Genomic DNA, 22,075 nt, shown 5'->3' with positions numbered 1-22,075 from the left:
AGAACCTGTACGTATTACAAATGAAACTGACCTGTGCCCCTGAACCGGGGAGATTGAATACATTCATATTAATGAAAGGATTGGCTCAGAATGGATTGCAAATTAGCCGTCTCTTTAATGCATGATTATTTGGATGACGACTTGTCCAAGGAGCAGCAGTTGGAGCTTAAGACCCATATGCTGTCCTGCCCTGACTGTCGGATGCAGTTTAAAGAGCTGGAACAGACGGATATGCTGATGTACTCGCTGACGCATCATACGCCGTCTGCATCTCTTGAGCTGACTGAGCGGATCATGAATTCTCTCCCGAAGCAGAAGAAGCAGCAGCTATGGCTTACATGGGTCAAGAGACATCCGGCCATTACAGCCGCGGCTATATTTGTCTTAGTGATGCTGTTTAGTACCGTGAGCTTCTGGGATCAGGATACCCAACTGGTGGTTAAAGGCAGTGATCTGGATCAAGTTGTCATTGAAGGGAACACGGTCATCGTGCCTGAAGGCAAGAGTATTGCGGGCAATTTGACGGTAGAAAATGGAAAGACTCAGATCTATGGTGACGTCCAAGGTAATTTGACGGTCATCGATGGATCGCTGTACCAAGCCTCAACCGCCCATATTTCGGGTCAGGTGAAGAGCATTGATCAGGCGATGGACTGGATATGGTATAAAATCACAAACATGTTCTCTGATGTCGCCTATCGTTAGTAAATCTTGATATTTGTAGATATTGGCGCCTCTTTGGGACAAAGCGGGCGTCTTTTTTGTTGGCAATATTTATAAATGATTCCAATTTGAAACCGCGGCCGCTTGCAACCTGAAGGTGTACGTTATAACCTAGGTAATATAGGGGAAATTAAATGACATAGAGACCCATCATCATGAAGGGGAGTATGGGGGCCTAAGTATGAGTTATTTTGCGGACTTAACGTGGAAAGAGTCCATTAAAGATATCATTGACATCGCCATCGTTACATATATCATTTATCAGGTCATTTTGCTTGTCAGGGGGACCCGGGCGGTTCAGCTGTTGAAAGGGATTTTGTTCCTGGTCATCATCTGGGCGCTCAGTACATGGTTTGATCTGTACACCCTTAAATGGCTTATGAACCAGATATTTAACTTTGGCATTTTGGCGATCTTTATCATCTTCCAGCCGGAGCTCCGGCGGGCGCTGGAGCAGTTGGGGCGGGGCAAGCTGTTTGGCCGCTCATCGGCGGAAGATGAACAGCTCAATAAGCTGATCGGCGAAGTTATTAAGGCCGTGAACTATTTGGCTCGCAGAAAGATCGGAGCGTTAATCGTATTTGAACGGGAGACAGGTCTCAATGAATATACGGAGTCCGGGATTCCTATGCAGTCCATGGTGAGCTCCCAGCTGCTCATTAACATTTTTATACCGAATACACCTCTCCATGACGGTGCCGTGATCATTCAGAACCAGCAGATCGCCGCTGCCGCCTGCTATTTGCCGCTGTCCGAGAATCCTTTTATCAGCAAGGAGCTGGGCACCCGGCACCGGGCGGCCATCGGGATCAGTGAAGTAGGGGATGCGGTGTCCATCGTCGTATCGGAGGAAACCGGACAAATATCGTTGGCCATTAACGGTCAGGTCGTTCGTGATATTAAAGAAGAATCCTTAATATCGAAACTGTATGAAGAGCTCCGTCCAAATTCCTCTGCGAAAGAAAAACGTCCTGTTTTCTGGAAGCGGAAGGGGAATGATAATCATGAATAAGTGGATCAATAACAACAATATTTCGAAAGTGCTGGCGCTTGCCGTAAGTATTTTGCTCTGGAGCATGGTTCATTTGAACGATGTGACGCCTACGCCTACCGCTAAAATTGATTCACGGATCATTGATAATGTGAAGGTACAGGCTTTTGGACTGGATGAGAAGAAGTATATTCTGAGCGCCATGGACACGGATCAGGTTCAGCTTGAGGTCAAAGGAAAAAAGTCGGACCTGCTCTCGATGTACTCGGAAGATTATAAAGTAAGGCTGGACCTGAGCAAAGCCAAAGTAGGCACCAGCACGCTGCCGCTGACCGTAGACGTTCCTTCGGGAATTGAGGTGGTCAACGTTCAGCCGTCAACCGTGACTGTCAATATTGAAAAGAGGGATACATCGTCTTTCCCTGTATCGATCGTGACGAGCGGGGAGCCGGCAGCCGGTTATCAGATGGGCAGCATTACGATGGAACCGGCTACAGTGTCTGTTACGCTGCCTGAAAGCGACCTGAAAAGGGTCGATAAGATTCAAGGATCGGTATCCATTGATGGCGAAGACGCAACGATTAAGGAAAAGCGGGTGAAGCTGACCGCGTTGGACAAGCAGGGGAAGGAAATTGAGGGGGCGGTAATTGAGCCGTCAACCATCTCCGTGGTCGTACCGATTACGCCGCCGTACAAAGAGGTGCCGATCGAACTGCACTATTCCGGCCAACTGCCTGACGGCCTCGTGATTTCCAAGGCTCAGCCAAGCGTGACTACCGTGAAGCTGTACGGTTCTCAAGATGCGCTTGCGGGAATAAAGTCCTATAATGACGTCGATGTGGATTTGGGGCAGATCAAGGAAGCGGGAACAATGGTACTTCCTGTGGACTTGACGCCGCCGCAGGGTTTTGAGAAAATCGAGCCGAGCTCTATGGAGGTTGAAATCACCACGGTGTCCAACTCTCAGCGGGTGATTGACGACATTCCGATTAAGATCAGCGGGGCCGGCTCTGACGTGCAGGCCGCGATCAAGAGCCCGGCAAGCGGCACCATGTCGCTTAAGCTGAGCGGCGCTCCTGGACTGCTGAACAGCCTGACAAAGGATGACATTCAGCTCATCGCCAGCGTTGGTAACCTGAAGCCCGGTACGCATCAGGTGAACCTGCAGGTGGTCCTCCCACGCTATGTTTCGCGGGTGGATCAGGGAAATGCGCTAACGGCGACCATAGAGATCAAGGATAATGCTGCAGCAACGTCGACCCAGCCGGACTCGAAGCCTGAAGATAACAGCAAGGGAACGACCGACAACGGCAATAAAGGAACAGGCGGCAATTCAGGGTCCGAGACGGATTCGACGAACGTAGATGAGACAGACAACAATGGAACGGCGGGTGACACCACGCCGCCGGAAGGGCAGGAGCCACAGACAGATACCGGCTCACCCTGATCTGAACGAACTCATATAGTAACTAGAGATGCACTCAAAAAGGAGATCAATTATGGGGAAATATTTTGGAACTGATGGAGTACGCGGTGTTGCCAATAAAGAACTGACGGCCGAAATGGCTTACAGCATTGGACGCTGCGGCGGTTATGTGTTGACCGGGGACGTGGAGAAACCTACGGTTGTCATTGGAATGGATACCCGGATTTCGGGAGTTATGCTGGAATCGGCTCTGGTTGCGGGTCTGCTGTCCATCGGGGCGCATGTTATCCGTGTAGGTGTTGTATCTACGCCAGCGGTGGCGTATATTACACGGTTGTTAAAGGCGGATGCCGGCGTTATGATTTCGGCTTCCCACAATCCGGTCGAAGATAACGGCATTAAGTTTTTCGGCGGGGATGGCTTCAAGCTGTCCGACGAGACCGAACTGAAAATCGAAGAGCTGATGGACGCAGCCGAAGATACGCTTCCGCGTCCGATTGGCAAGGACCTGGGCAATGTTATTGTCGATAATGAATCGAAATATAAATATTTGGAGTATTTGAAAACGACGATTTCCCACAGCTTTGACGGGCTGAAGATCGTACTCGACTGTGCCAACGGCGCCGCTTACGAGCTGGCTCCTAAGCTGTTTGAGGAGCTCGGGGCAGAGGTGGTTACGATCGGCACCGAGCCGAACGGGTTGAACATCAATGACCACTGCGGATCCACCCACCCGGAAAAGCTGAGAGAAGAAGTGCTGAAGGCTAAAGCCGACCTGGGTCTTGCTTTCGATGGCGATGCGGACCGTCTGATCGCGATTGACGATCAGGGCGAGGAAGTCGACGGCGATTTCATCCTCTGTATCTGCGGTGACGCTATGAACAAGCAGGGTAAGCTGAACAACGGCACGATCGTATCAACCGTCATGAGCAACATCGGTTTTTATAAGGCGACCGAGAAGCTGGAGCTGAAAACGGCCAAGACGGCTGTCGGCGACCGTTATGTGATGGAGGAAATGCGTAAAGGCGGCTATAACTTGGGCGGAGAGCAGTCCGGGCATGTTATTTTCCTGGACTACAATACGACCGGTGACGGCATTCTGACCGCGATCCAGTTGGTGGATACGATCCAGGCTTCGGGCAAGAAGCTGAGCGAGCTGAGAACGATGATGCGCAAGTACCCTCAGGTGTTGGTAAACGTACGGGTAGAGGACAAGAGCAAGTATGAAGGCAATGCGGCCATCAAGGATGCTATTCAAGCCGTTGAGGGGATCCTTGGGGATAACGGCCGGGTACTGGTTCGTCCTTCAGGCACGGAATCGCTGATCCGCGTCATGGCTGAAGGTCCTAATAAGGAGGACCTGGATCAGTATGTCTCCCAAATCGTCGATGTGGTGAAACGGGAACTAGTATAGCAGGTAAATGTTGGTTTTTTCTATAAAATAAAGCATAAATGCCATAGGCCGGTGAGACTAGAATTGCGGTTTCATCGGCTTTTTTACAGGGTATATAACGGGGACTCCGATTTGGGGCTATCAGCCCGATTGCAAAACGGAGATGACATGAATATAATTAGTAAATGTCATTACGAAACAGAAAGCGAGGGTCGTGAGGTTAGCAACAATAGCGCCAGAACTTGGGCTTGCGCGGGGAAGAATCTGAAGGAGCACGACGCTTCGGATTCACGGCAGCATCAAGTTGACGAGGTGGAGGTGTTCGAAATGTTCGGCGGGGACCTCCCGGTGATACACCACAGCCGTAAACTCGAAACGGAAAATGAACGGGCGACCGTTCACACAACGTTTCCAGTGGGTGTTAGAAAATAGTGATCATTTTTCATGAGTGTGCGGGCAAGCGCATAAGAGATGCGGCGATGCTAGGATGTACATTCGTGAATGCACCTTGTATAACTGAATACAATGTTCGTTTTCCTGTACATTCTGGCACCATGCTGCACCTTTATGCTCCCGTACGCTTCTAAAACCCAATTTGAAGAAGTGAACGGAGGATATTAACTATGTGTGGTATTGTCGGATATATTGGTAAAAAGGATACGCAAGCGGTATTGATCGAGGGTCTGAAGAAGCTGGAGTACCGCGGGTACGATTCTGCGGGTATTGCCGTGTTCACCAACCAGGGATTGCAAATTGCCAAGGCTCAAGGACGTTTGGCTAATCTGGAGTCCAAGCTGGAAGGGACACCGCTGGTGGGAAGTGCCGGCATCGGGCATACGCGCTGGGCTACTCATGGCAAGCCATCGGACGTGAACTCTCATCCGCATACGGACAACAGTCATAAATTTTCGGTCGTGCATAACGGCATTGTCGAAAATTATCTGGAGCTGAAGGATGAGCTGATCAGCCAGGGACATCATTTCGTATCGGAAACCGATACGGAGGTGATTTCCCACCTGATTGCCCGCGAATACGACGGCGATATCGTCAAAGCGGTTCAGAAGGCCATCGGTTATATGCGCGGCGCCTTTGCCCTCGGTGTATTGACCGAGTACGAACCGGATAAACTCGTGGCTGTGCGTCAAGCAAGCCCGCTGATTATCGGGATTGGCGAAGGAGAGAACTTCATCGGATCGGATATTCCGGCAATTCTTCAATATACGCGCAAAGTATATATTTTGAATGACGGTGAGATGGCCGTATTGACACAGGATTCTGTCGAATTGATGACCATTGAGGGGAATTTTATTTCTCGGGAAATGATTCATGTCGACTGGGATGCAGTGACAGCGGAAAAAGGCGGCTTTGAGCATTTCATGCTGAAAGAGATCCACGAGCAGCCGAAAGCTTATCGCGACACGATGCGCGGACGGATCGACGAGTCGGGTAAAAAGGTTGTTCTTCCGGAGCTGAAGCTGACGGCCGATCAGATTAAAAATATCCGCAACATTCAAATCATTGCCTGCGGTACAGCATACCATGCAGGTCTCGTGGGACGCAGCGCGATTGAATCGCTGGTACGCATTCCGGTAGAGACGGACGTAGCGTCGGAATACCGTTACCGCTCTCCAATCGTAACGCCGGAAACGCTGGTCATCGTTGTCAGCCAATCCGGTGAAACGGCGGATACGCTCGCTGCGATGCGTGAAGCCAAAGCGAACGGAGCACACGTACTGGCCATCACCAATGTGGTGGGCAGCTCGATCGCCCGTGACGCCGACGACGTCATCGTGACGCTGGCCGGGCCGGAGATTGCTGTAGCATCCACTAAGGCGTATACTTCGCAGCTGATCGCGTTCTATCTGCTGGCGCTGTACCTCGCCGAGGTTCGCGGCACGCAGACGCCGGAAGCGGTGGCTCAGATCGTAGCCGCTATGCAGGCTCTGCCGGAGCAGGTGGAGAGCATGCTGGCCAAGCCGGATGCCATTAAAGCCTATGCAGAGCATATTTCCAAGCATGAGCACTTATTCTTTATCGGTCGCGGACTGGACTACGCGGTAGCGCAGGAAGGTTCGCTGAAATTGAAAGAAATCTCTTATATTCACTCTGAAGCGTACGCTGCGGGTGAACTGAAGCACGGTACGCTGGCGCTGATCGAGGAAGGCATTCCGGTTATTGCCCTGGCAACCCAGGAAGCCGTTCTGGAGAAAACGGTCAGCAACATCAAGGAAGTGAATGCACGCGGCGCGGACATCATGGCGATTACCCATGAAGAAAATGTCGCAGGTTTGCTGAAGTCGGTTGACCAGGCGTTTGCGATTCCGAAGACGCTGCCGCTGCTGACGCCGGCTCTGTCGGTTGTGCCGCTGCAGCTGCTGTCCTACTACGCATCGCTTGCCAGAGGCAACGACGTCGACAAGCCGCGGAATTTGGCGAAAAGCGTAACGGTGGAGTAAGGGGAGTAAAAGGATTGTCGACAACACGACCTACAATTTCTGTCTGGTGACATTAAAGTGAGTGCTAGACATTATTGTTGAGCCGTTACACCAGTATTTTTGCAATAGAGTTGGTGTTCCGACATCTTAAGATTATAGGTCTGAACAAAGCAAAGTTAATGGCTTCGTCCCTCGTTGGGGGCGAAGCCATTAGTTGTTTTGGAGAGCGGACAACTCGCTATAGACAGGCTGATTTAAGCTCAAGGTCCAAGAGCGCCGATTTGGTGTAGCTTTTGTGCTGTGGCCAACAAAAGTAATAAAAGTAACGGAATGATATTGGTTGTAACTTCTTAACTAAGTACAAAGGAGCCCGGAGTATTAAACTGGGCTCCTTTGTTGTTTCAAGGAAATCAAGGATATAAAGTAAAAAACACTGTGTTTCGGAGGCTATCTCAGGGCCTATGTTACCTCTCAAGGGGCTTTTAACGCTTTCGAAGGAAACGGTGTGCCATTGACACCAAATGATCCTCTTAAGAGCCCTAAACTGCGCTTACGGCCAGCCTAAGATTTTATTATACCTTTCGGGGTTCCCCGGCCACCAACCCTAAAATCTAGTAACCTTCACCTGAAATGTAGCGGATATATTACATGATAGTTTCCTTCATATAATGTTTATTACAGAGAAGTTCAGCAATTACCACGATCACGCTCATGACCACCAGCGAATGAGCACTTCATACGGTAAGTAATAAGTAAGAGTACTGATCAGCAAGGATGGTGTCTGGAAAATCGCCAGGTTAAGAAACCGAAGAACAAATTAACAAAGGGGGGGATACATTGTGGAATTACGTCAGCTTGAATATTTTATTCAAGTTTGCAAATCTGGAAGTTTGACCAAAGCTAAAGAAGAATTAGGTGTGACTCAGCCTACACTAAGTCAGCAAATTCGGGTTTTGGAAGATGAGTATAATATTCAATTGTTCGATCGGGTAAGTAGAGGAGTTGAGGTAACGGAAGCGGGAAAAATTCTTTTGAATAAGGGCAATGCCATTATGAATCTTCTTGAAGAAGCGCGAAATGAAATCGTTGGCCGAATCAACAAATCCAGAGAAACCATTTCTATTGGATGTTGTCCTGCTGAACTTGAATATCTTGCTCCTTACTTCATGAGATTTCATCAAAAGTACCCGAATATTTTATTAAAAATTATTGATGCAGAGGATGTCGAAAATAAGGTTTTGGAGCAAAGGGTGGACATTGGGATCACTGCATATCCAGTTTTGGATACTTCGCTCATTTCGACTCATTTGTATAGACAAGAAATGGCGCTATTGATTCACTCCGAACATGCTTTGGCTAATAAATCTTCGATTCCTTTTCGATTTTTGAAGCAAATGAACTCGATCATGTTCCGAGAACAAAACAAATCATTGCTTGATATGTATTGTTTCTCAAGTGGGTTTGCCTTGAAGTCGAGCATAGAAACTTCCTCCACTTCAGTATTGATTCACTGGGTTCGTCATGGACTTGGAGCAGCTATTATACCCATATCTTTGCTTGAGAGCCTCAGGGATGATTCTTTGCGTATTGTCAAATTAGAAGGCCATATACCTCGTTGGGATATATCTCTTGTATATCTTCATTCCGTTACGATGAGGCCCATGGCACGTCTATTCATTCAAGAGATGGATTCCTATGTAAGAGAGGTTGAGGTGAATCTTCCATGTTCAGGCAATTAGAATGTTTCATTCAAATCTGCAAAGCAGGGAGCTTTACTAAGGCTGCAGAAGTGTTAATGATTTCTCAACCTACTTTAAGCCAACAAATCCGCTTTTTAGAGGTAGAAGTTGGAACCCCTTTGTTTCAGAGAGTTGGCAGAGGTGTAAAGATTACAGATGACGGGGAAATACTTTACGAGAAAGCTCTTTCCGTCATGAGGCTCATTGAAGAATCGAAGAAAGAAACTCATGAATTACGCTATGCTCGGGCAAATCAACTTTCGATAGGCATTTCTCCAGTGGACTTTAATGGTTTAATCCCCCGTTTTTTGAAATTCCATGAACAGTATCCTGACATTACATTAAAATTTGCCAGTACAGAAAATACATCACAGCAATTATTGAATCGTCGTATAGATATTGGCATTGCCGACAAATATGATCCAAACAAAGAAATTCATGCGATGCACCTGTATAAAGAAGAACAAGCATTGGTCGTTTATGCGGATCATCCATGGGCAGATCGAACCTTTATTTCTTTTCAAGAGCTAGAAAATTTAGAATCTTCCTTATTTGTTGGCGATAAAAGTTTAATCGAGCATCTTCATACATTCAGCGAGAAAATGAACAAATATTTACAATCGAAATTTGAGTCCACTTCGACGGCTATTCTTCTTTCTATGGTACTGCAAAAGTTGGGGGTAGCTATTTTGCCTGTTTCATTAATTGAAACATTTTCTGGGCAGCATCTGAAAATGATTCGTTTCGTAGATCTAACGCCTGTACGTGAGATGAAGCTTATTTTTAAAAAGGATCATCACCATAATCCTTCTGTTCAGAAATGTATCGATTTTTTTCTGGAATCATAGATAAGGGAACTACAACATCATAGCTAATGAATGCGAGCCTAGACGAAGGAATATTTCCTGTCTTGCTCGCTTATTCGCGTTAGTCGGTATAGAAAATATCCCAAATATAGTAACCCTGCTTATCAGGTTAGACTCTTTCCTTTACCTGCTATAACCTTTATACTAGCAATACATTAAGGATTCTGAACGGCAATTGTCTGTTTTTGTGGAAATATATTAAATGATGGGATATTAAAGGCCGAAGGGGAATTTTTGAATGGGGAAAATGCGTAAACCGGCAATGCTGTTACTGGCTCTGATGATGTGTTGGACTTTGGCGTCTTGTTCCGGGAGCACGGACACATCGAGCAAGGGCGCTGCTGATGATACGATTTTCAACGACAGTCTTAAAAAGGCAGATGCTTCTCAAATGAAGCTATCTCCAAATGAGCCCGCTTGGAAGCTGGATACGACACCAATAACGTTTGACTGGTATATCAATTTCGATTGGTTCACCGGTAAGTGGGGGGGCAACGTCGTTTCCGATTATATAACGAAGAAAACGGGTGTCAGTTTGAACTTTATTGTGCCTGCTGGAGACGCCGGGGAGAAGCTCAACACGATGATGTCAGCAAGGTCGCTCCCTGACTTCATCACGCTAGGCTCCTACGAGGATTCCGTACAGAAGATGATCAATGGAGATATGGTGCTTCCATTAAATGAGCTGGCGGAACAATACGATCCTTATTTTTTAAAAGCTGCTGACCCAGAGAAGCTTAACTGGTACACACAGGCTGACGGGAATGTGTACAGCTACCCGAATGCATCTTCATCGCCTGCGGATTATCAAAAATACGGCAAGCTTTTTACGTCTAATCAGACCTTCGTTGTTCGGAAAGACATGTATGAAGCCCTCGGGGAGCCGGATATGAGCACGCCGGAAGGGTTTCTCGGCGCGCTGAAGGCTGCGAAGGAAAAGTTTCCGGAAGTAGACGGCAAGCCGCTCATCCCGATTGGCCTTCATGAATTTACGGAAACCGGCAACTATTCGCTGGAAGATTATCTTCAGAACTTCCTAGCCATTCCGAAGCAGAAAAACGGCAAATTGTACGACCGTCGTAGCGACCCGACCTATTTGAAATGGCTGAAGATGTTTCGCCAAGCGAATGAGGACGGACTGATGCCGACAGATGTTTTTCTTGATGAGAAACGAGTGGAAAAGGACGAAAAAATATCGCAAGGGCGTTATTTTGCCATGCTGTATCAGTGGTCCGATTTTTCAGAGATTAACCAGGCGCTGTATCAGAAGGACCCGAATAAGGTCTATATCGCGATTGACGGTCCGGCGAACGATGCGCATGATGCGCCAACCCTTGCAGGAAACGGCATCTCCGGTTGGACCGTGACGCTCATCTCGAAGAACGTCAAAGACAAGAAGAGGGCCATCGCCTTCCTCAGCTATTTGCTCAGCGAAGAGGGAAACAAGGACCTGTTCTTAGGAGAGAAGGGCGTTACCTACGATACGATTGACGGCAAAGATCAGTTCCTGCCGGAGGTCATGCAGCTGCTTAATACCGATCGCCAAGCGTTCGATAGCAAATATGGCGGTTCTTATATGTACTGGATGCTAATGGATACGAACATGAATCTAGCATGGATGACGGGGATGGATGCCGAGCCTTCCAAACAAATTGCCGATTGGACGAGGGGCAAGACGGTTAGCACAAGCGAGTTCGAAAACCTGGACCCGGACCCGACAACGAAGGAAGGTATTGCGGTAGGCAAAAATACGCGGCTCTGGGCGGAGACGCTGCCGAAGCTGCTGATGTCGAAATCGAATGCCGAATTCGACCGACTGTTCGCCGAATTCATGAAAGCCACTACCGAGGATCCCGAGTATGAAGCCATCGCAGCAAGCCGCCAGGCGGCTTATGAACGAAATGTACAGAAGCTGAAGTCGTCGCTTAATCAATAGTTCGATAGAGGAAGCAGCAGGATGTGAAATAGGGAATGGGATTCGCGGCAATCCGTTGGTTATTGAAGATACGTGCATTTACGTTTAACCTTTCGCTTCAAGTCAAACTGATCTTGTCCTTTATATTCGTTATTTTTATACCGGTTGTTTTATTCTCTTGGTATACGCTTAATGAAGAGTCCGCCAAGGCAATGAAGGAATTGTTGGAGAACAATAAGAATGTGCTGGAAGTAGAGAAGATCAACATTGAGAATAACGTAGAGCTGATGGGATGGACCGGTCAGCTTGCGTTATCCAATCGGGAAATGAATAATTATCTGCAAATCGAACAATTTCAGGATACGGCGCAAGTTCTTCATATAAAGAAGGACGTGGTCAACAGCTTTCAATATTTTCTGTTTAACAATCCGCGAATCGCGAATGTCCGTCTATTCACGGATAACCGATATGTGAATGAGATTTGGCCGGTTATCCTGCAGGAATCGCGTATTCAGAGCAAGCCTTGGCATGATGACGTGATGAAGCAAGGCGGCTTACCCTGGTGGGAGATACAGGAGAACGTCGGCCTCACCGGTATGCCCTCCGAACAAATGCCGAACGAGCCCTTCATGACGTACTTACAGGAATTCAAGTATCCGGACAATGCTACCCACAACGGGATTCTAGAGATATCGATGCAGTTATCCGATTTCTTCTCCCAAACGTTCAGCAGCGTACAGGATAAAAACTCCCAGCTGATCGTAGTCGCAAGGAACGGACAAGTTTTCAGCTTAAAGGATTCGTCCGTGTTCAAGCAGAACGGCGCGGAGGAATTGATAAGCAGCATAAAGCTGACGAGCCATACGGATTACGAGACGGTGCGGTTCGAGGTTAATGGACATTCCTACTTGGCTTTACAGAGCTACATCCCATCGATTGACGTACATCTGGTCAATATGGCTAGTCTTGAGGAAACCATGGAAGGCATTAACCATTCGAGGGTTCGTTATATCGTGCTCGTTTCATTACTGGCGGCATTTCTCGTTCTGCTGTCTTACTCGATGCAAGCGATCATTTTGCGCAGGCTTAAGGCATTAAGGGAATCGATGCAGCAGGTGAGAAACGGTAACTTTAACGTCGAGCTGCCGCCGATTACCGGTACCGATGAGGTAGGAGAGCTGGGCTTTCATTACCGCAAGCTCATTCTGAAAATTAACGAGCTCATTCAAGACCAGGCAGCTCGGCAGGCGGCAGGCAAAGAAGCTGAGCTTCGGGCGCTGAAGAACCAGATCGATTCCCATTTCCTCTACAATACGCTGGAGAACGTCAAGATGCTGGCGGAGATTGAGGGGCAGTATCTTATATCGGACATCATGACCTCGTTAGGTGGTATGATGCGGTATTCGATGGAATGGAGGCAGGATCACGTGATGCTCAGCGATGAGATCCAGCAGGTCCAGCATTATGTATCCGTCATGAACATCCGTTATGATGGCAGACTTGATCTCCGATTGTCTATTGAACCGGAATGCCTCAAGCAGGAATCGCTTAAAATGTCGCTGCAGCCCGTAGTCGAGAATGCAATCAAGCATGGGATGAGCCGCATGCATTCCAAGGACGGAAATCTTCTCATTACGATCTCTGCCGTCCGGCGTGGTCAAGCTTGTGTCATAGAGATTACGGACAGCGGCCGCGGCATACCGGATGAAACGCTGGGCTTGTTGAATCAAATGTTGCGAATGGAAGAGCATGCTTATCAGGAGGTCCGGCAATTATTCGTTCGTAAGGAGAACGAGGACGGTAATGGAATCGGTCTGCGGAATGTGGACCAACGTTTAGTGATGAGCTATGGGGTGGAATATGGGATTCGGATCGAAAGTCAGGAAGGAAGCTATACACGCATAATCATGACTTTGCCGTACCGGGTCATGGGAGGGGGATAGGACATCTATGATTAGCTTGCTGATCGTCGACGACGAGAAGATCATTCGGAGGGGCTTGCAATCAGTCATTGAGAGGCAGTTCCCCGATCTGTTTAAATATCGATTTGCCGAGAATGGAGAAGAGGCGCTGGAGCTGCTGCGCCAGGAGCCTGCGGATATTATGTTTACGGATATCCGAATGCCCATTATGGATGGGATCGAACTGCTTGACCAACTGCAAGACCATCCGGTTAAACCCGAGGTTGTACTGCTGTCTGGCTATAATGACTTCGTATATGCGCAGAAAGGGATCCGCTTTGCTGTGAAGGATTATCTCGTAAAGCCTGTGATTCGGGAGGAGTTGTTTGCCGTCCTGGAGCGATTAATGCTGGATATAAAGAAAAGAGAAGAGCGAGCAGACCAGGCGGGCGAAGATGCCAGCCTTTTTGCTGCCGAGCTGGTTACCCTGCATTTAACCCAGAAGGATGTGGATGATGCGATCACACCGAACAAGCTGAAGCAGGCCGGCTTAAGCTGGTTGGATGCAGGATATACACTGGGCTTGGTTACGCAACGTGGTGGAAGTTCACAGGCAAGCAGTACGGATGCAGCTTCTTTCAGGAATCAAATCGCTGAGCTGTTACAAGGGCATATGAATTGGATGCTGACGCGTGATGGAAAAGGCGGAACGATTATGATAGCAAGCAATCCCGATATGTTCTACCGGTTGGCGGAACAGTGGGGGTTAAGTGAGTATGAGACACAGCTGCGAATTGCGATTAGTGATTCCGTTCAAGGGATTGAGCAGATAAGGTGGGCATACAGTCAGGCGAAGCAAACTATGAAATACGGGATTCTGCTTCCAGATCTCGATGTGCTGGATTACGCTGGCATAAGTGATCGCAATGAGCGGTATGTCGTCCCTATGGAGTTGATTGGGCGGATATTGAATCTCCTTGGAATGGGACGCGGGGATGAAATCAAACAACTTCTGGATCAAATCCTCGATGTTCGCATCATTAGCAGCAGTGAAATCGGCTATCTGGAACGTATTAGTCAGCTGCTGAACGAGGAGCTGTTCGATAAGTTGTTCCGCATCTACGGCTTTAAGGTATTCGGTCTATTAATGAAGTACGCTCCTGTTGGTCACATCGGAAATTTCGATCGATTTGAGGATTATTACCAATCCGTCGAACAGCTTCTCGATCGTCTGGATCGGTTCATCCAAGATCGGAAAGAGCAGGTGCCAACGGAACAAAATACGATGCAAAAAGTACTCACCTACCTGCAGACGCATTATGCCGACAATTTAAACATGGCGGTGGTGTCCAACCATTTCTCACTCAATTACTCGTATTTCAGCCAAGCCTTCCAAGAATTTACCGGTGAGAGCTTCTCGAACTATGTTCGCCGGTTAAGGCTGGATAAGGCGAAGGAACTTCTGGTGCACTCCGATTTGAAGGTGTACGAAATCAGCGATCAGGTTGGATTCGAAAATGTGAAGCATTTTACGAGAATATTCAAGGATACCGAAGGCATCACAGCGCTGGAATTTCGAAGCCAGCGGAGACGGTTTGAAACCGAGTGATGAGAAAGACTAAAACACAAATGACCCATAAGAGGGTCTTTTTTTTGTGAAAAAGCATCCTCTCATGGGTCAAAGTTCACACCTTTCAATCATTCAGCATTCAGAAAGTTAATTAAAGCTGTATTGAATTCTTCAGGGTGAGTCGCGTTTAGACCATGAGGTCCCCCTTCGATGACGACGAGCTGACTACCTGGAACCGCTTCGTGGGAAAGTTGACCGCTGACTTCAAGCGACACAATTGCATCGGAATCCCCATGGATAACAAGCAGTGGGATATTAAATTTTGCCAAATCGCCACGGAAATCCGTCCGGCCGAAAGCCTCAACACAATCCAGCGTCCCTTTTGGCGAAGCAGAAGAAGCAATTTCAAGGTTGTAATGGCGGAAAGATTCGCTAACCAGATCGGTTCGATCCCCTGCTTTAAAGAAATTGTGAGTGAAGTCGTCAAGGAAGGCGACACGGTCTTTTTTCAAACCGTCTAGGAAGCCTTGAATCGTGGCTTCATCCAGACCACCTTCCGGATGCTCGGCAGACTTGTAAAAGAACGGTGGAACCGCAGCGGCCAGCACGGCTTTTTTGACACGGCTTGTTCCGTATGTACCGATGTAACGGGCTACCTCTCCGCCACCCATCGAGAATCCGACCAGCGTTACATCCTTAAGGTCCAGCTGTTCGATAAGCTTATGAAGATCCGCTGCAAACGTATCATAGTCATATCCGTTCCACGGTTGGGAGGATTGCCCGAATCCACGGCGGTCATAGGTAATCACGCGGTAACCTGCATTGATGAGCGCTGGAACCTGATTCTCCCAAGAGCGTCCGCTCAGCGGCCAACCATGAATCAGAATGACAGGTTTGCCTGCGCCAACATCCTCAAAATTCAACTGAATAGGGTGCCCATTTTCTTCTCCGACTAATAATTTTGGCATGTTTCATTCTCCTCTGTTTTTTAATGATGATGATTAGTTGTGGCTCCCGCCCTCGTGGCCGCCAAACATCGTTTGGGCATATACAATGCCCGCGCCATAAGCACCGGTGTGCTCCTTAGCGATCGACATCACGGCGTCATAGGTTTCCTGGCGAGCCCAATCGCGTTGGTACTCAAGCATAACAGAAACCCAGGTAACGGGGATGGCTCCTGCTTGGATCATGCGTTGAACGGCCATGTTATGCGCTTCCGCAGTCGTCCCGCCTGAAGCATCCGTTACAATGTACACTTCATATCCGTCTTTAATAGCTCCAATAACAGGAAAAGCAAGGCAAACCTCCGTCCAGAGCGCTGCCATGACCAGCTTTTTACGGCCTGTTTTCTTCACGGCTTGTACCAGGTTGTCGTCTTCCCAAGAGTTCATTGTTGTACGGTCGATCGGTACCTGATCTGGAAATACCTCTTGAATTTGCGGATGAATCGGGCCTGAGAATGATTCTGCAGCCACCGTTGTAAGAATGGTGGGCACATTAAAGACTTTCCCGGTTTTGGCCAACCCAACCGTGTTGTTAATGATGGTTTGACGATCCGCGCTTTGAACACCAAAGATCATTTGAGGCTGATGGTCAATAAGAATAATTGCAGAGTTTTCAGCCGTCAGTAAATCTGTCTTGTCATTAAACATAGAGGATCCTACCTCCTAGATTTTGGTTGCAACAGGGCCCGATCCGTTGGAGTTTCTGCTGCATGTATTCAGTCTATGGAAATACCAATGTGCAAACAATCTTCAGTTTTCTATATTTTTCATAGGAAAATCCTATATACTTCGAAAGTTCTATAAGGAATATACATAAGCAATTCCTATGGCTGTTATAGAAAAAGCCATATTGTTAGTAAAAATGTCGACTTTTAGACTTATGGATAAAGGCAGTCTAGCAAGAACATCACAATTCGTATTAAAGGAGGTATTGACTATGAGCACAGGTTCTATAGGTTCTATGGCCTTAGCTCTTGCCGCAGGTATTGTCATTGGCGTTGTTTTTCAATCGCTTAAGATCCCGTCGCCAGCACCGCCTTTTTTAGGACTGCTCGGTCTCGCCGGAATGTTTGTAGGCCAGCGGTTGATCCCGTGGATCCAGCAATGGCTAAACCACAAATAATGCAATCGAAAAGGAGAGCGGAATCATGTCTAGAAAAACGAAAGATGTTGAGGCCAGTCTAGTCATTCACAATGCCAGCATCGTAACGATGGACGATGTAAATCCTACCGCATCGGCAGTTGCCGTTAAGGACGGCCAGTTTCTGGCTGTGGGTGATGATGCCGAAATTATGAAATATGTAGGATCCTCCACGCAGGTTGTCAACGCCAACAAACGAATGTTGATACCGGGCTTGAACGATTCACATATTCATCTCATTCGCGGTGGTCTCAACTATAACCTTGAACTTCGCTGGGATGGAGTGCCATCCGTAGCGGATGCATTGCGAATGCTGAAAAAGCAGGTTGATCGTACACCAGCACCTCATTGGGTCCGTGTTGTAGGCGGATGGACGGAGTTCCAATTCATCGAACGCCGGATGCCAACTCTGGATGAAATCAATCGAATTGCTCCGGAAACCCCCGTTTTTATCCTTAATCTTTACCGCCAAGCCTTTTTGAACAAAGCTGCCTTACGGGTAATAGGGTATACGAAGGATACGCCTAATCCGCCAGGCGGAGAAATCCAAAGGGACAGCCGGGGCAATCCAACAGGAATGCTCATCGCCAGGCCTAATGCAACGATATTGTACGCCACCTTAGCTAAAGGGCCAAAGCTTTCTTATGAGGACCAAATGAATTCAACCCGACTCTTTATGAGGGAATTGAATCGATTTGGTGTGACAAGCGTGATCGACGCTGGAGGGGGCTTTCAGAACTATCCCGATGACTATCAGGTGTTTGAGGAACTGGATAGACGTGGAGAAATTACGGTTCGCACGGCGTATAATTTATTCACCCAGCATCCCAAAAATGAATTAAACGATTTTAAAGCATGGACCGCTTCATCGCAGCCGTACACGGGCAGTTCTTATTATCGTCATAACGGTGCAGGTGAAATGCTTGTGTACAGCGCAGCAGACTTTGAGGATTTTGTTGAGCCTCGCCCGGAGCTTCCAGCTGTACTCGAAGATGAACTCTTTGAAGTTACCCAACATCTCGTTCAACAACGTTGGCCGTTTCGTCTTCATGCCACTTATGGAGAATCCATAACACGTTTTCTCGATGTTTTTGAACGCGTCAACAAAGAGGTGCCGTTCAAAGACTTGCGCTGGATTTTGGATCATGCCGAAACGATTCATGAGAAGGATTTGGAGCGGGTCGTCGAATTAGGAGGTTCGATCGCGGTTCAAAGCCGAATGGCTTTCCAGGGGGAATATTTTGTCGAAAGATATGGGGCAAAAGCAGCGGAGAATGCTCCTCCGATAACCAAGATGATGAAGTCCGGACTGCGCGTTGGTGTGGGAACGGATGCCACCAGAGTAGCAAGCTATAATCCTTGGGTGGCCTTATATTGGCTAGTGACGGGCAAAACACTGGGAGGATTAAGCCTGTATCCTGCTTCTAATCGTGTAGAGAGACACCAAGCGCTTCGGATGTATACGACGGGGAATGCATGGTTTTCAAAGGAAGAAGATGTGAAAGGGCAGATCAAACCGGGTCAATATGCTGATTTTACGATCCTTTCCGATAATTTCTTTCATGTCTCGGAAGAAGCAATTAAAAAAATTGAATCTGTCTTTACCGTCGTAGGTGGTAAGATTGTCTACGGTACCAGCGAATTTCAGTCTTTGTCGCCTCCAGCTCCCAAAGCCAGCCCAGACTGGTCTCCGCATAATGTCTTTGGCGGCTATTACAAGGGGCCGGAATATGGAGGTGGTGGATCAGGTGCCCATACGCCTAAACAGGTCCATCTTCATCATAAGTGTAACCATCATCACGGCAGCGGTTTCTGCGACTTGGATTGCTTTGTCTTCTAAAAGTAAATAAACCTAAGGCGATCCTAGGTCAGACAAAAGGTACAGTCCCCTCATTGAAAATGGGGGACTGTACCTTTTGATTTAGAAGATTTCATCAGCGGCCCCGATCAAAACAGGAGCCATCTTTTCAATGATGCTCAACGTTAGTTTGATTGGGCGGATGGATTGGGGTGGCGGCGGTTTCCTTTTTCTCCAAGCGAATGAAGAATGGGACAATCGTACTTAGCAGCAGTAATCCGGCCAACACCTCGAATGTGAACACATGACCTTTGATGCCGGTCAGATAAACCGAGACGATGGGGCCAAGTGAGGCTCCGATAAATAGCATAAACATATGGAAAGAAAGAGCGCTAGCCCGTAACTCTCCAGCTAAAGTGCCTATTAGAGACAACAAGGCGGGAAGAGCCATAGCTATGCCAGCTGCAAAAACAATACTCGCCAAGATTAAAAACGCAAGGTTCTCCCAGGCGCCTACCAGACCTAGGCCAATACCGGCCAAGATCAGACCGCAACATAGTACATTTTTTACGCCAAACCTAGCAACGAGCTTTCCATCAAACGGGGAAACGAGCATGCCGATGATACCGGCTGCGCGAACCCATAAGATTTCCTGGTGGCTCAGACTGAAGGGAGCGCTGCTTAGATAACTTCCAAGCGTAGAGAAAAAACCGACGAGTGCAATAAAGAGAGTTGAGGAAATGATGTAACAAAAGGGCAGGCTTTTTTTCTTGAAAATACCGCCAATGCGCTTTAACGGAGAAAAGAAATTGCCCTCCGGCTTCTGGATGATATCTTTAGGTATGCATAAGGTAATCAGAAAAAACGAAATAAAATACACGATGCCAAGGATGTAAAATACATATCTCCAGCTTAGTTCCAATATGACGGTGCTGCTATAGATCTGTCCAACGATACTGGCCATCAAAAAGGCGGTGCTTATAAATCCGAGGATCGTTACTCTTTTTTTCGTTGGGAACATCTCTATTGCGTAGGCTAACACAGAAGGGGGAAACATGGATGCTGCCAATCCTTGGATAACCCTCAGCACAATAAGCCACTGAAACTCATGGACCGTTCCAATAAAAGGGGTTGATACCGCGAGCAGGCATAATCCGGATATCATCATTCTTTTCCGTCCGTAGCGGTCGGAAAGCCCCCCGAACAGGAGTCCTCCGCCGGCAAAAGCAAATGAAAAGGCGCTTCCTGCCCAAGCTGCTTTGGAAGATGAAATCTGGAATACGTCCTCAAATAAGGGAAACAGGGGGATCGTTAAATATAGGGATGAGACGACAATTAATGAGCACCAGAATAGAATCAGGGTCGTAAGGTTATAACGTGGTGCCGCTTGCTTTGCTGGATTAATCAATCGTGATTCCCCTTTCTTCTGCAGGCGTCCCTTTTGTTACAGCTGCATTGGTTTCCTTCACATTTAAAAACACGTTGACAGCAAAAACAAGAATGCCGCTTCCGGCAACGGATTCACCTATACGTTTAATCGTGGATAACCATTCCTGATCATAGCCGTTTGCAATAAAGGACAGAGAGACTAACATGATTGGCAAACCTATGCCCTGCAACCAGAAGTGCCATTGGGCCAGACGGGACGCTGCGGCTTTGGGAAAGCGCAGATAAGTAAATCCGCAAAGGGCTAAAGTTGCCCATCCGAAAAGGTTGGTGTGGGCATGAACGCTAGTCAATGCAAAATTCAATGTTGCACCCATGTAGATTCCAATGCCAATACCGAGAACAATATAAATAACAGCCATTTTTAAAAAACGTACTCCCATCCAAACTCTCCTTTGTATTTTACGAGATTCATTCTCCAGTCAAGGAGTTCTATAGATATTGAATTCCAAGAACCAGATATGTATCACAATCGTATTAAACAGCGGTTCGCACGATCAATATCGATATTTCTATGTCTCATATAGCTTTTTCTTATAATCATCGCGACGGCTTGGGAAAATCCTCGGCCTTTTGCGTTATGGGTTTTTCGTACAAAAGATATAGTAAATTCGCTATGCAAGTATAGAAATAATGGAATGGTTCGCTGCTGCTCTTTTCTCTATGATTTGAATCAGGAGTGCTTTTCAGTTATTAGCAGGATCGCAAAAACCTAACAAAAGGAGTCTGGGAAGGATGGGGAATATCATAAAGAAAACGGCAGGCATCCATCATATTACTTGTTTCGTGAAGGATGCGCAGAGAAATGTAGATTTTTATGCTGGAGTTCTAGGTCTTCGTCTTGTGAAAAAAACAATTAACTTTGACGCACCCGAGGTATACCATTTGTACTTCGGCAATGAAAAAGGCAGCCCCGGAACGATTATGACGTTCTTCCCGCACGAACTTTCCCGCAAGGGTCGCATTGGAGGAGGACAAGTAGGTACAACAACGTACGTAGTACCCATAGGCGCAATTGATTTTTGGAAAGCACGCCTCATGGCGTTTGATATTTCCTTCACGGAAAGTACCCGCTTTTTTGAAAACTATATCGAATTTTTAGATCTTGACGGTCTGCAGTTAGAGATTGTTGAACGGGAAGACGGAGCGCTCAGTACGTGGTCATTCGGAGGTATCCCGGCGGATAAGGCGATCAAAGGATTTGGGGGCGCCGTGCTATACAGTGTTGCATCCACCAAGACCATGCAGGTACTTGAGGACGTTTTAGGTCTTGAAAGGGTAGGGCAGGATGGCGACTTTATTCGCTATAAGGCTGAAGGGGACATCGGCAACCTCATTGATGTGAATGCGGAGCCCATGGAATGGGGGATCCCAGGTAGCGGCACCGTTCACCATATCGCGTGGCGAGCCAAGGATTTTGAAGACCATGATGCCTGGAGAAGCCATGTGGAAAGCAGCGGTTTACAGCCTACACCGATTATTGACCGACAGTATTTTCATGCGATCTATTTTCGTGAACAAGGCGGCATTTTGTTTGAAATTGCGACGGATCCGCCAGGTTTCGCAAATGATGAGCCTGAGGATCATCTGGGCGAGGCCATCATGCTTCCTTCATGGTATGAAGACAGCCGCGCTGAAATTGAAAAGAACCTGCCACCTATCCAAGTGCGCGAATTGGAATCAATCAAGCAATGAAACACCCGTTTGATAACGTAAAAAGAGCAGTT

The 22,075-nt window shown here is 47.5% G+C and carries 17 protein-coding genes; 13 read left to right on the top strand and 4 right to left on the bottom strand.

Annotated features, from left to right (window positions below; all coding sequences use genetic code 11):
- Positions 1-90 precede the first annotated feature (90 nt).
- The 10 genes from KI379_RS32515 to KI379_RS32470 all read left to right on the top strand — a co-directional run bounded on the left by KI379_RS32515 (position 91) and on the right by KI379_RS32470 (position 14,998).
- Positions 91-705 carry a zf-HC2 domain-containing protein gene (locus KI379_RS32515; protein WP_076176254.1) on the top strand — a complete coding sequence of 205 codons (615 nt, stop codon included), beginning with the start codon at positions 91-93 and terminating at the stop codon, positions 703-705.
- 199 nt (positions 706-904) lie between these two features.
- Entirely contained in the window at positions 905-1,735 is an 831-nt protein-coding gene (cdaA, locus tag KI379_RS32510; RefSeq protein ID WP_076176252.1) for a diadenylate cyclase CdaA, read from the top strand.
- Entirely contained in the window at positions 1,728-3,161 is a 1,434-nt protein-coding gene (locus tag KI379_RS32505; RefSeq protein ID WP_076176249.1) for a CdaR family protein, read from the top strand. Before cdaA ends, KI379_RS32505 begins: the two co-directional genes overlap by 8 nt.
- A gap of 52 nt (positions 3,162-3,213) precedes the next feature.
- Complete coding sequence (gene glmM, locus KI379_RS32500) at positions 3,214-4,554, top strand: phosphoglucosamine mutase (protein WP_076176247.1); 1,341 nt, start codon at positions 3,214-3,216, stop codon at positions 4,552-4,554.
- A 602-nt stretch (positions 4,555-5,156) separates the two neighbouring features.
- The gene (gene glmS / locus KI379_RS32495) at positions 5,157-6,989 is read left to right on the top strand and encodes a glutamine--fructose-6-phosphate transaminase (isomerizing) (RefSeq protein WP_076176244.1); all 1,833 of its coding nucleotides are present in this window, start codon (positions 5,157-5,159) and stop codon (positions 6,987-6,989) included.
- Positions 6,990-7,807: 818 nt separating this feature from the next.
- Positions 7,808-8,707, top strand: coding sequence for a LysR family transcriptional regulator (locus KI379_RS32490; RefSeq protein ID WP_212986120.1), 900 nt, complete (start codon positions 7,808-7,810; stop codon positions 8,705-8,707).
- Positions 8,692-9,555 carry a LysR family transcriptional regulator gene (locus KI379_RS32485; protein WP_212986119.1) on the top strand — a complete coding sequence of 288 codons (864 nt, stop codon included), beginning with the start codon at positions 8,692-8,694 and terminating at the stop codon, positions 9,553-9,555. Before KI379_RS32490 ends, KI379_RS32485 begins: the two co-directional genes overlap by 16 nt.
- Before the next feature lie 256 nt (positions 9,556-9,811).
- Positions 9,812-11,509: an ABC transporter substrate-binding protein gene (locus tag KI379_RS32480; RefSeq protein WP_373309646.1), complete on the top strand. Its 1,698-nt coding sequence runs from the start codon at positions 9,812-9,814 to the stop codon at positions 11,507-11,509.
- A 35-nt stretch (positions 11,510-11,544) separates the two neighbouring features.
- Positions 11,545-13,431: a sensor histidine kinase gene (locus tag KI379_RS32475; RefSeq protein WP_212986118.1), complete on the top strand. Its 1,887-nt coding sequence runs from the start codon at positions 11,545-11,547 to the stop codon at positions 13,429-13,431.
- Positions 13,432-13,438: 7 nt separating this feature from the next.
- Positions 13,439-14,998 (top strand): response regulator, encoded by a 1,560-nt coding sequence (locus KI379_RS32470; RefSeq protein ID WP_212986117.1) that lies wholly within the window; start codon positions 13,439-13,441, stop codon positions 14,996-14,998.
- An 89-nt stretch (positions 14,999-15,087) separates the two neighbouring features.
- Here KI379_RS32470 and KI379_RS32465 read toward each other — a convergent pair whose 3' ends face one another.
- Positions 15,088-15,927 carry an alpha/beta fold hydrolase gene (locus KI379_RS32465; RefSeq protein ID WP_089549811.1) on the bottom strand — a complete coding sequence of 280 codons (840 nt, stop codon included), beginning with the start codon at positions 15,925-15,927 and terminating at the stop codon, positions 15,088-15,090.
- 33 nt (positions 15,928-15,960) lie between these two features.
- Positions 15,961-16,611, bottom strand: coding sequence for a hydrolase (locus KI379_RS32460; protein ID WP_145029765.1), 651 nt, complete (start codon positions 16,609-16,611; stop codon positions 15,961-15,963).
- A gap of 289 nt (positions 16,612-16,900) precedes the next feature.
- Here KI379_RS32460 and KI379_RS32455 point away from each other — a divergent pair, with 289 nt between their 5' ends.
- Positions 16,901-17,086 carry a XapX domain-containing protein gene (locus tag KI379_RS32455; protein ID WP_076176227.1) on the top strand — a complete coding sequence of 62 codons (186 nt, stop codon included), beginning with the start codon at positions 16,901-16,903 and terminating at the stop codon, positions 17,084-17,086.
- A gap of 25 nt (positions 17,087-17,111) precedes the next feature.
- Entirely contained in the window at positions 17,112-18,944 is a 1,833-nt protein-coding gene (locus KI379_RS32450; RefSeq protein ID WP_089549812.1) for an amidohydrolase, read from the top strand.
- Positions 18,945-19,071: 127 nt separating this feature from the next.
- On the opposite strand, the gene KI379_RS32445 is transcribed toward KI379_RS32450, so the two are convergent.
- Both KI379_RS32445 and KI379_RS32440 read right to left on the bottom strand, forming a co-directional pair.
- Positions 19,072-20,310 carry an MFS transporter gene (locus KI379_RS32445; protein ID WP_212986116.1) on the bottom strand — a complete coding sequence of 413 codons (1,239 nt, stop codon included), beginning with the start codon at positions 20,308-20,310 and terminating at the stop codon, positions 19,072-19,074.
- On the bottom strand, positions 20,303-20,731 hold the full coding sequence (locus KI379_RS32440; protein ID WP_089549813.1) for a hypothetical protein: 429 nt from the start codon (positions 20,729-20,731) through the stop codon (positions 20,303-20,305). Before KI379_RS32440 ends, KI379_RS32445 begins: the two co-directional genes overlap by 8 nt.
- Before the next feature lie 361 nt (positions 20,732-21,092).
- Between KI379_RS32440 and KI379_RS32435 the strand changes: the two genes are divergently transcribed.
- Positions 21,093-22,043, top strand: a complete 951-nt coding sequence (locus KI379_RS32435) for a ring-cleaving dioxygenase (RefSeq protein ID WP_212986127.1) — start codon at positions 21,093-21,095, stop codon at positions 22,041-22,043.
- Positions 22,044-22,075: the final 32 nt, after the last annotated feature.

The sequence above is a fragment of the Paenibacillus cineris genome, from assembly GCF_018333335.1.
GTDB classification, from domain to species: Bacteria; Bacillota; Bacilli; order Paenibacillales; family Paenibacillaceae; genus Paenibacillus_AQ; species Paenibacillus_AQ favisporus.
Note: the sequence above shows the minus strand (reverse complement) of the source record. Positions and strands in the feature narration are given on the sequence as shown.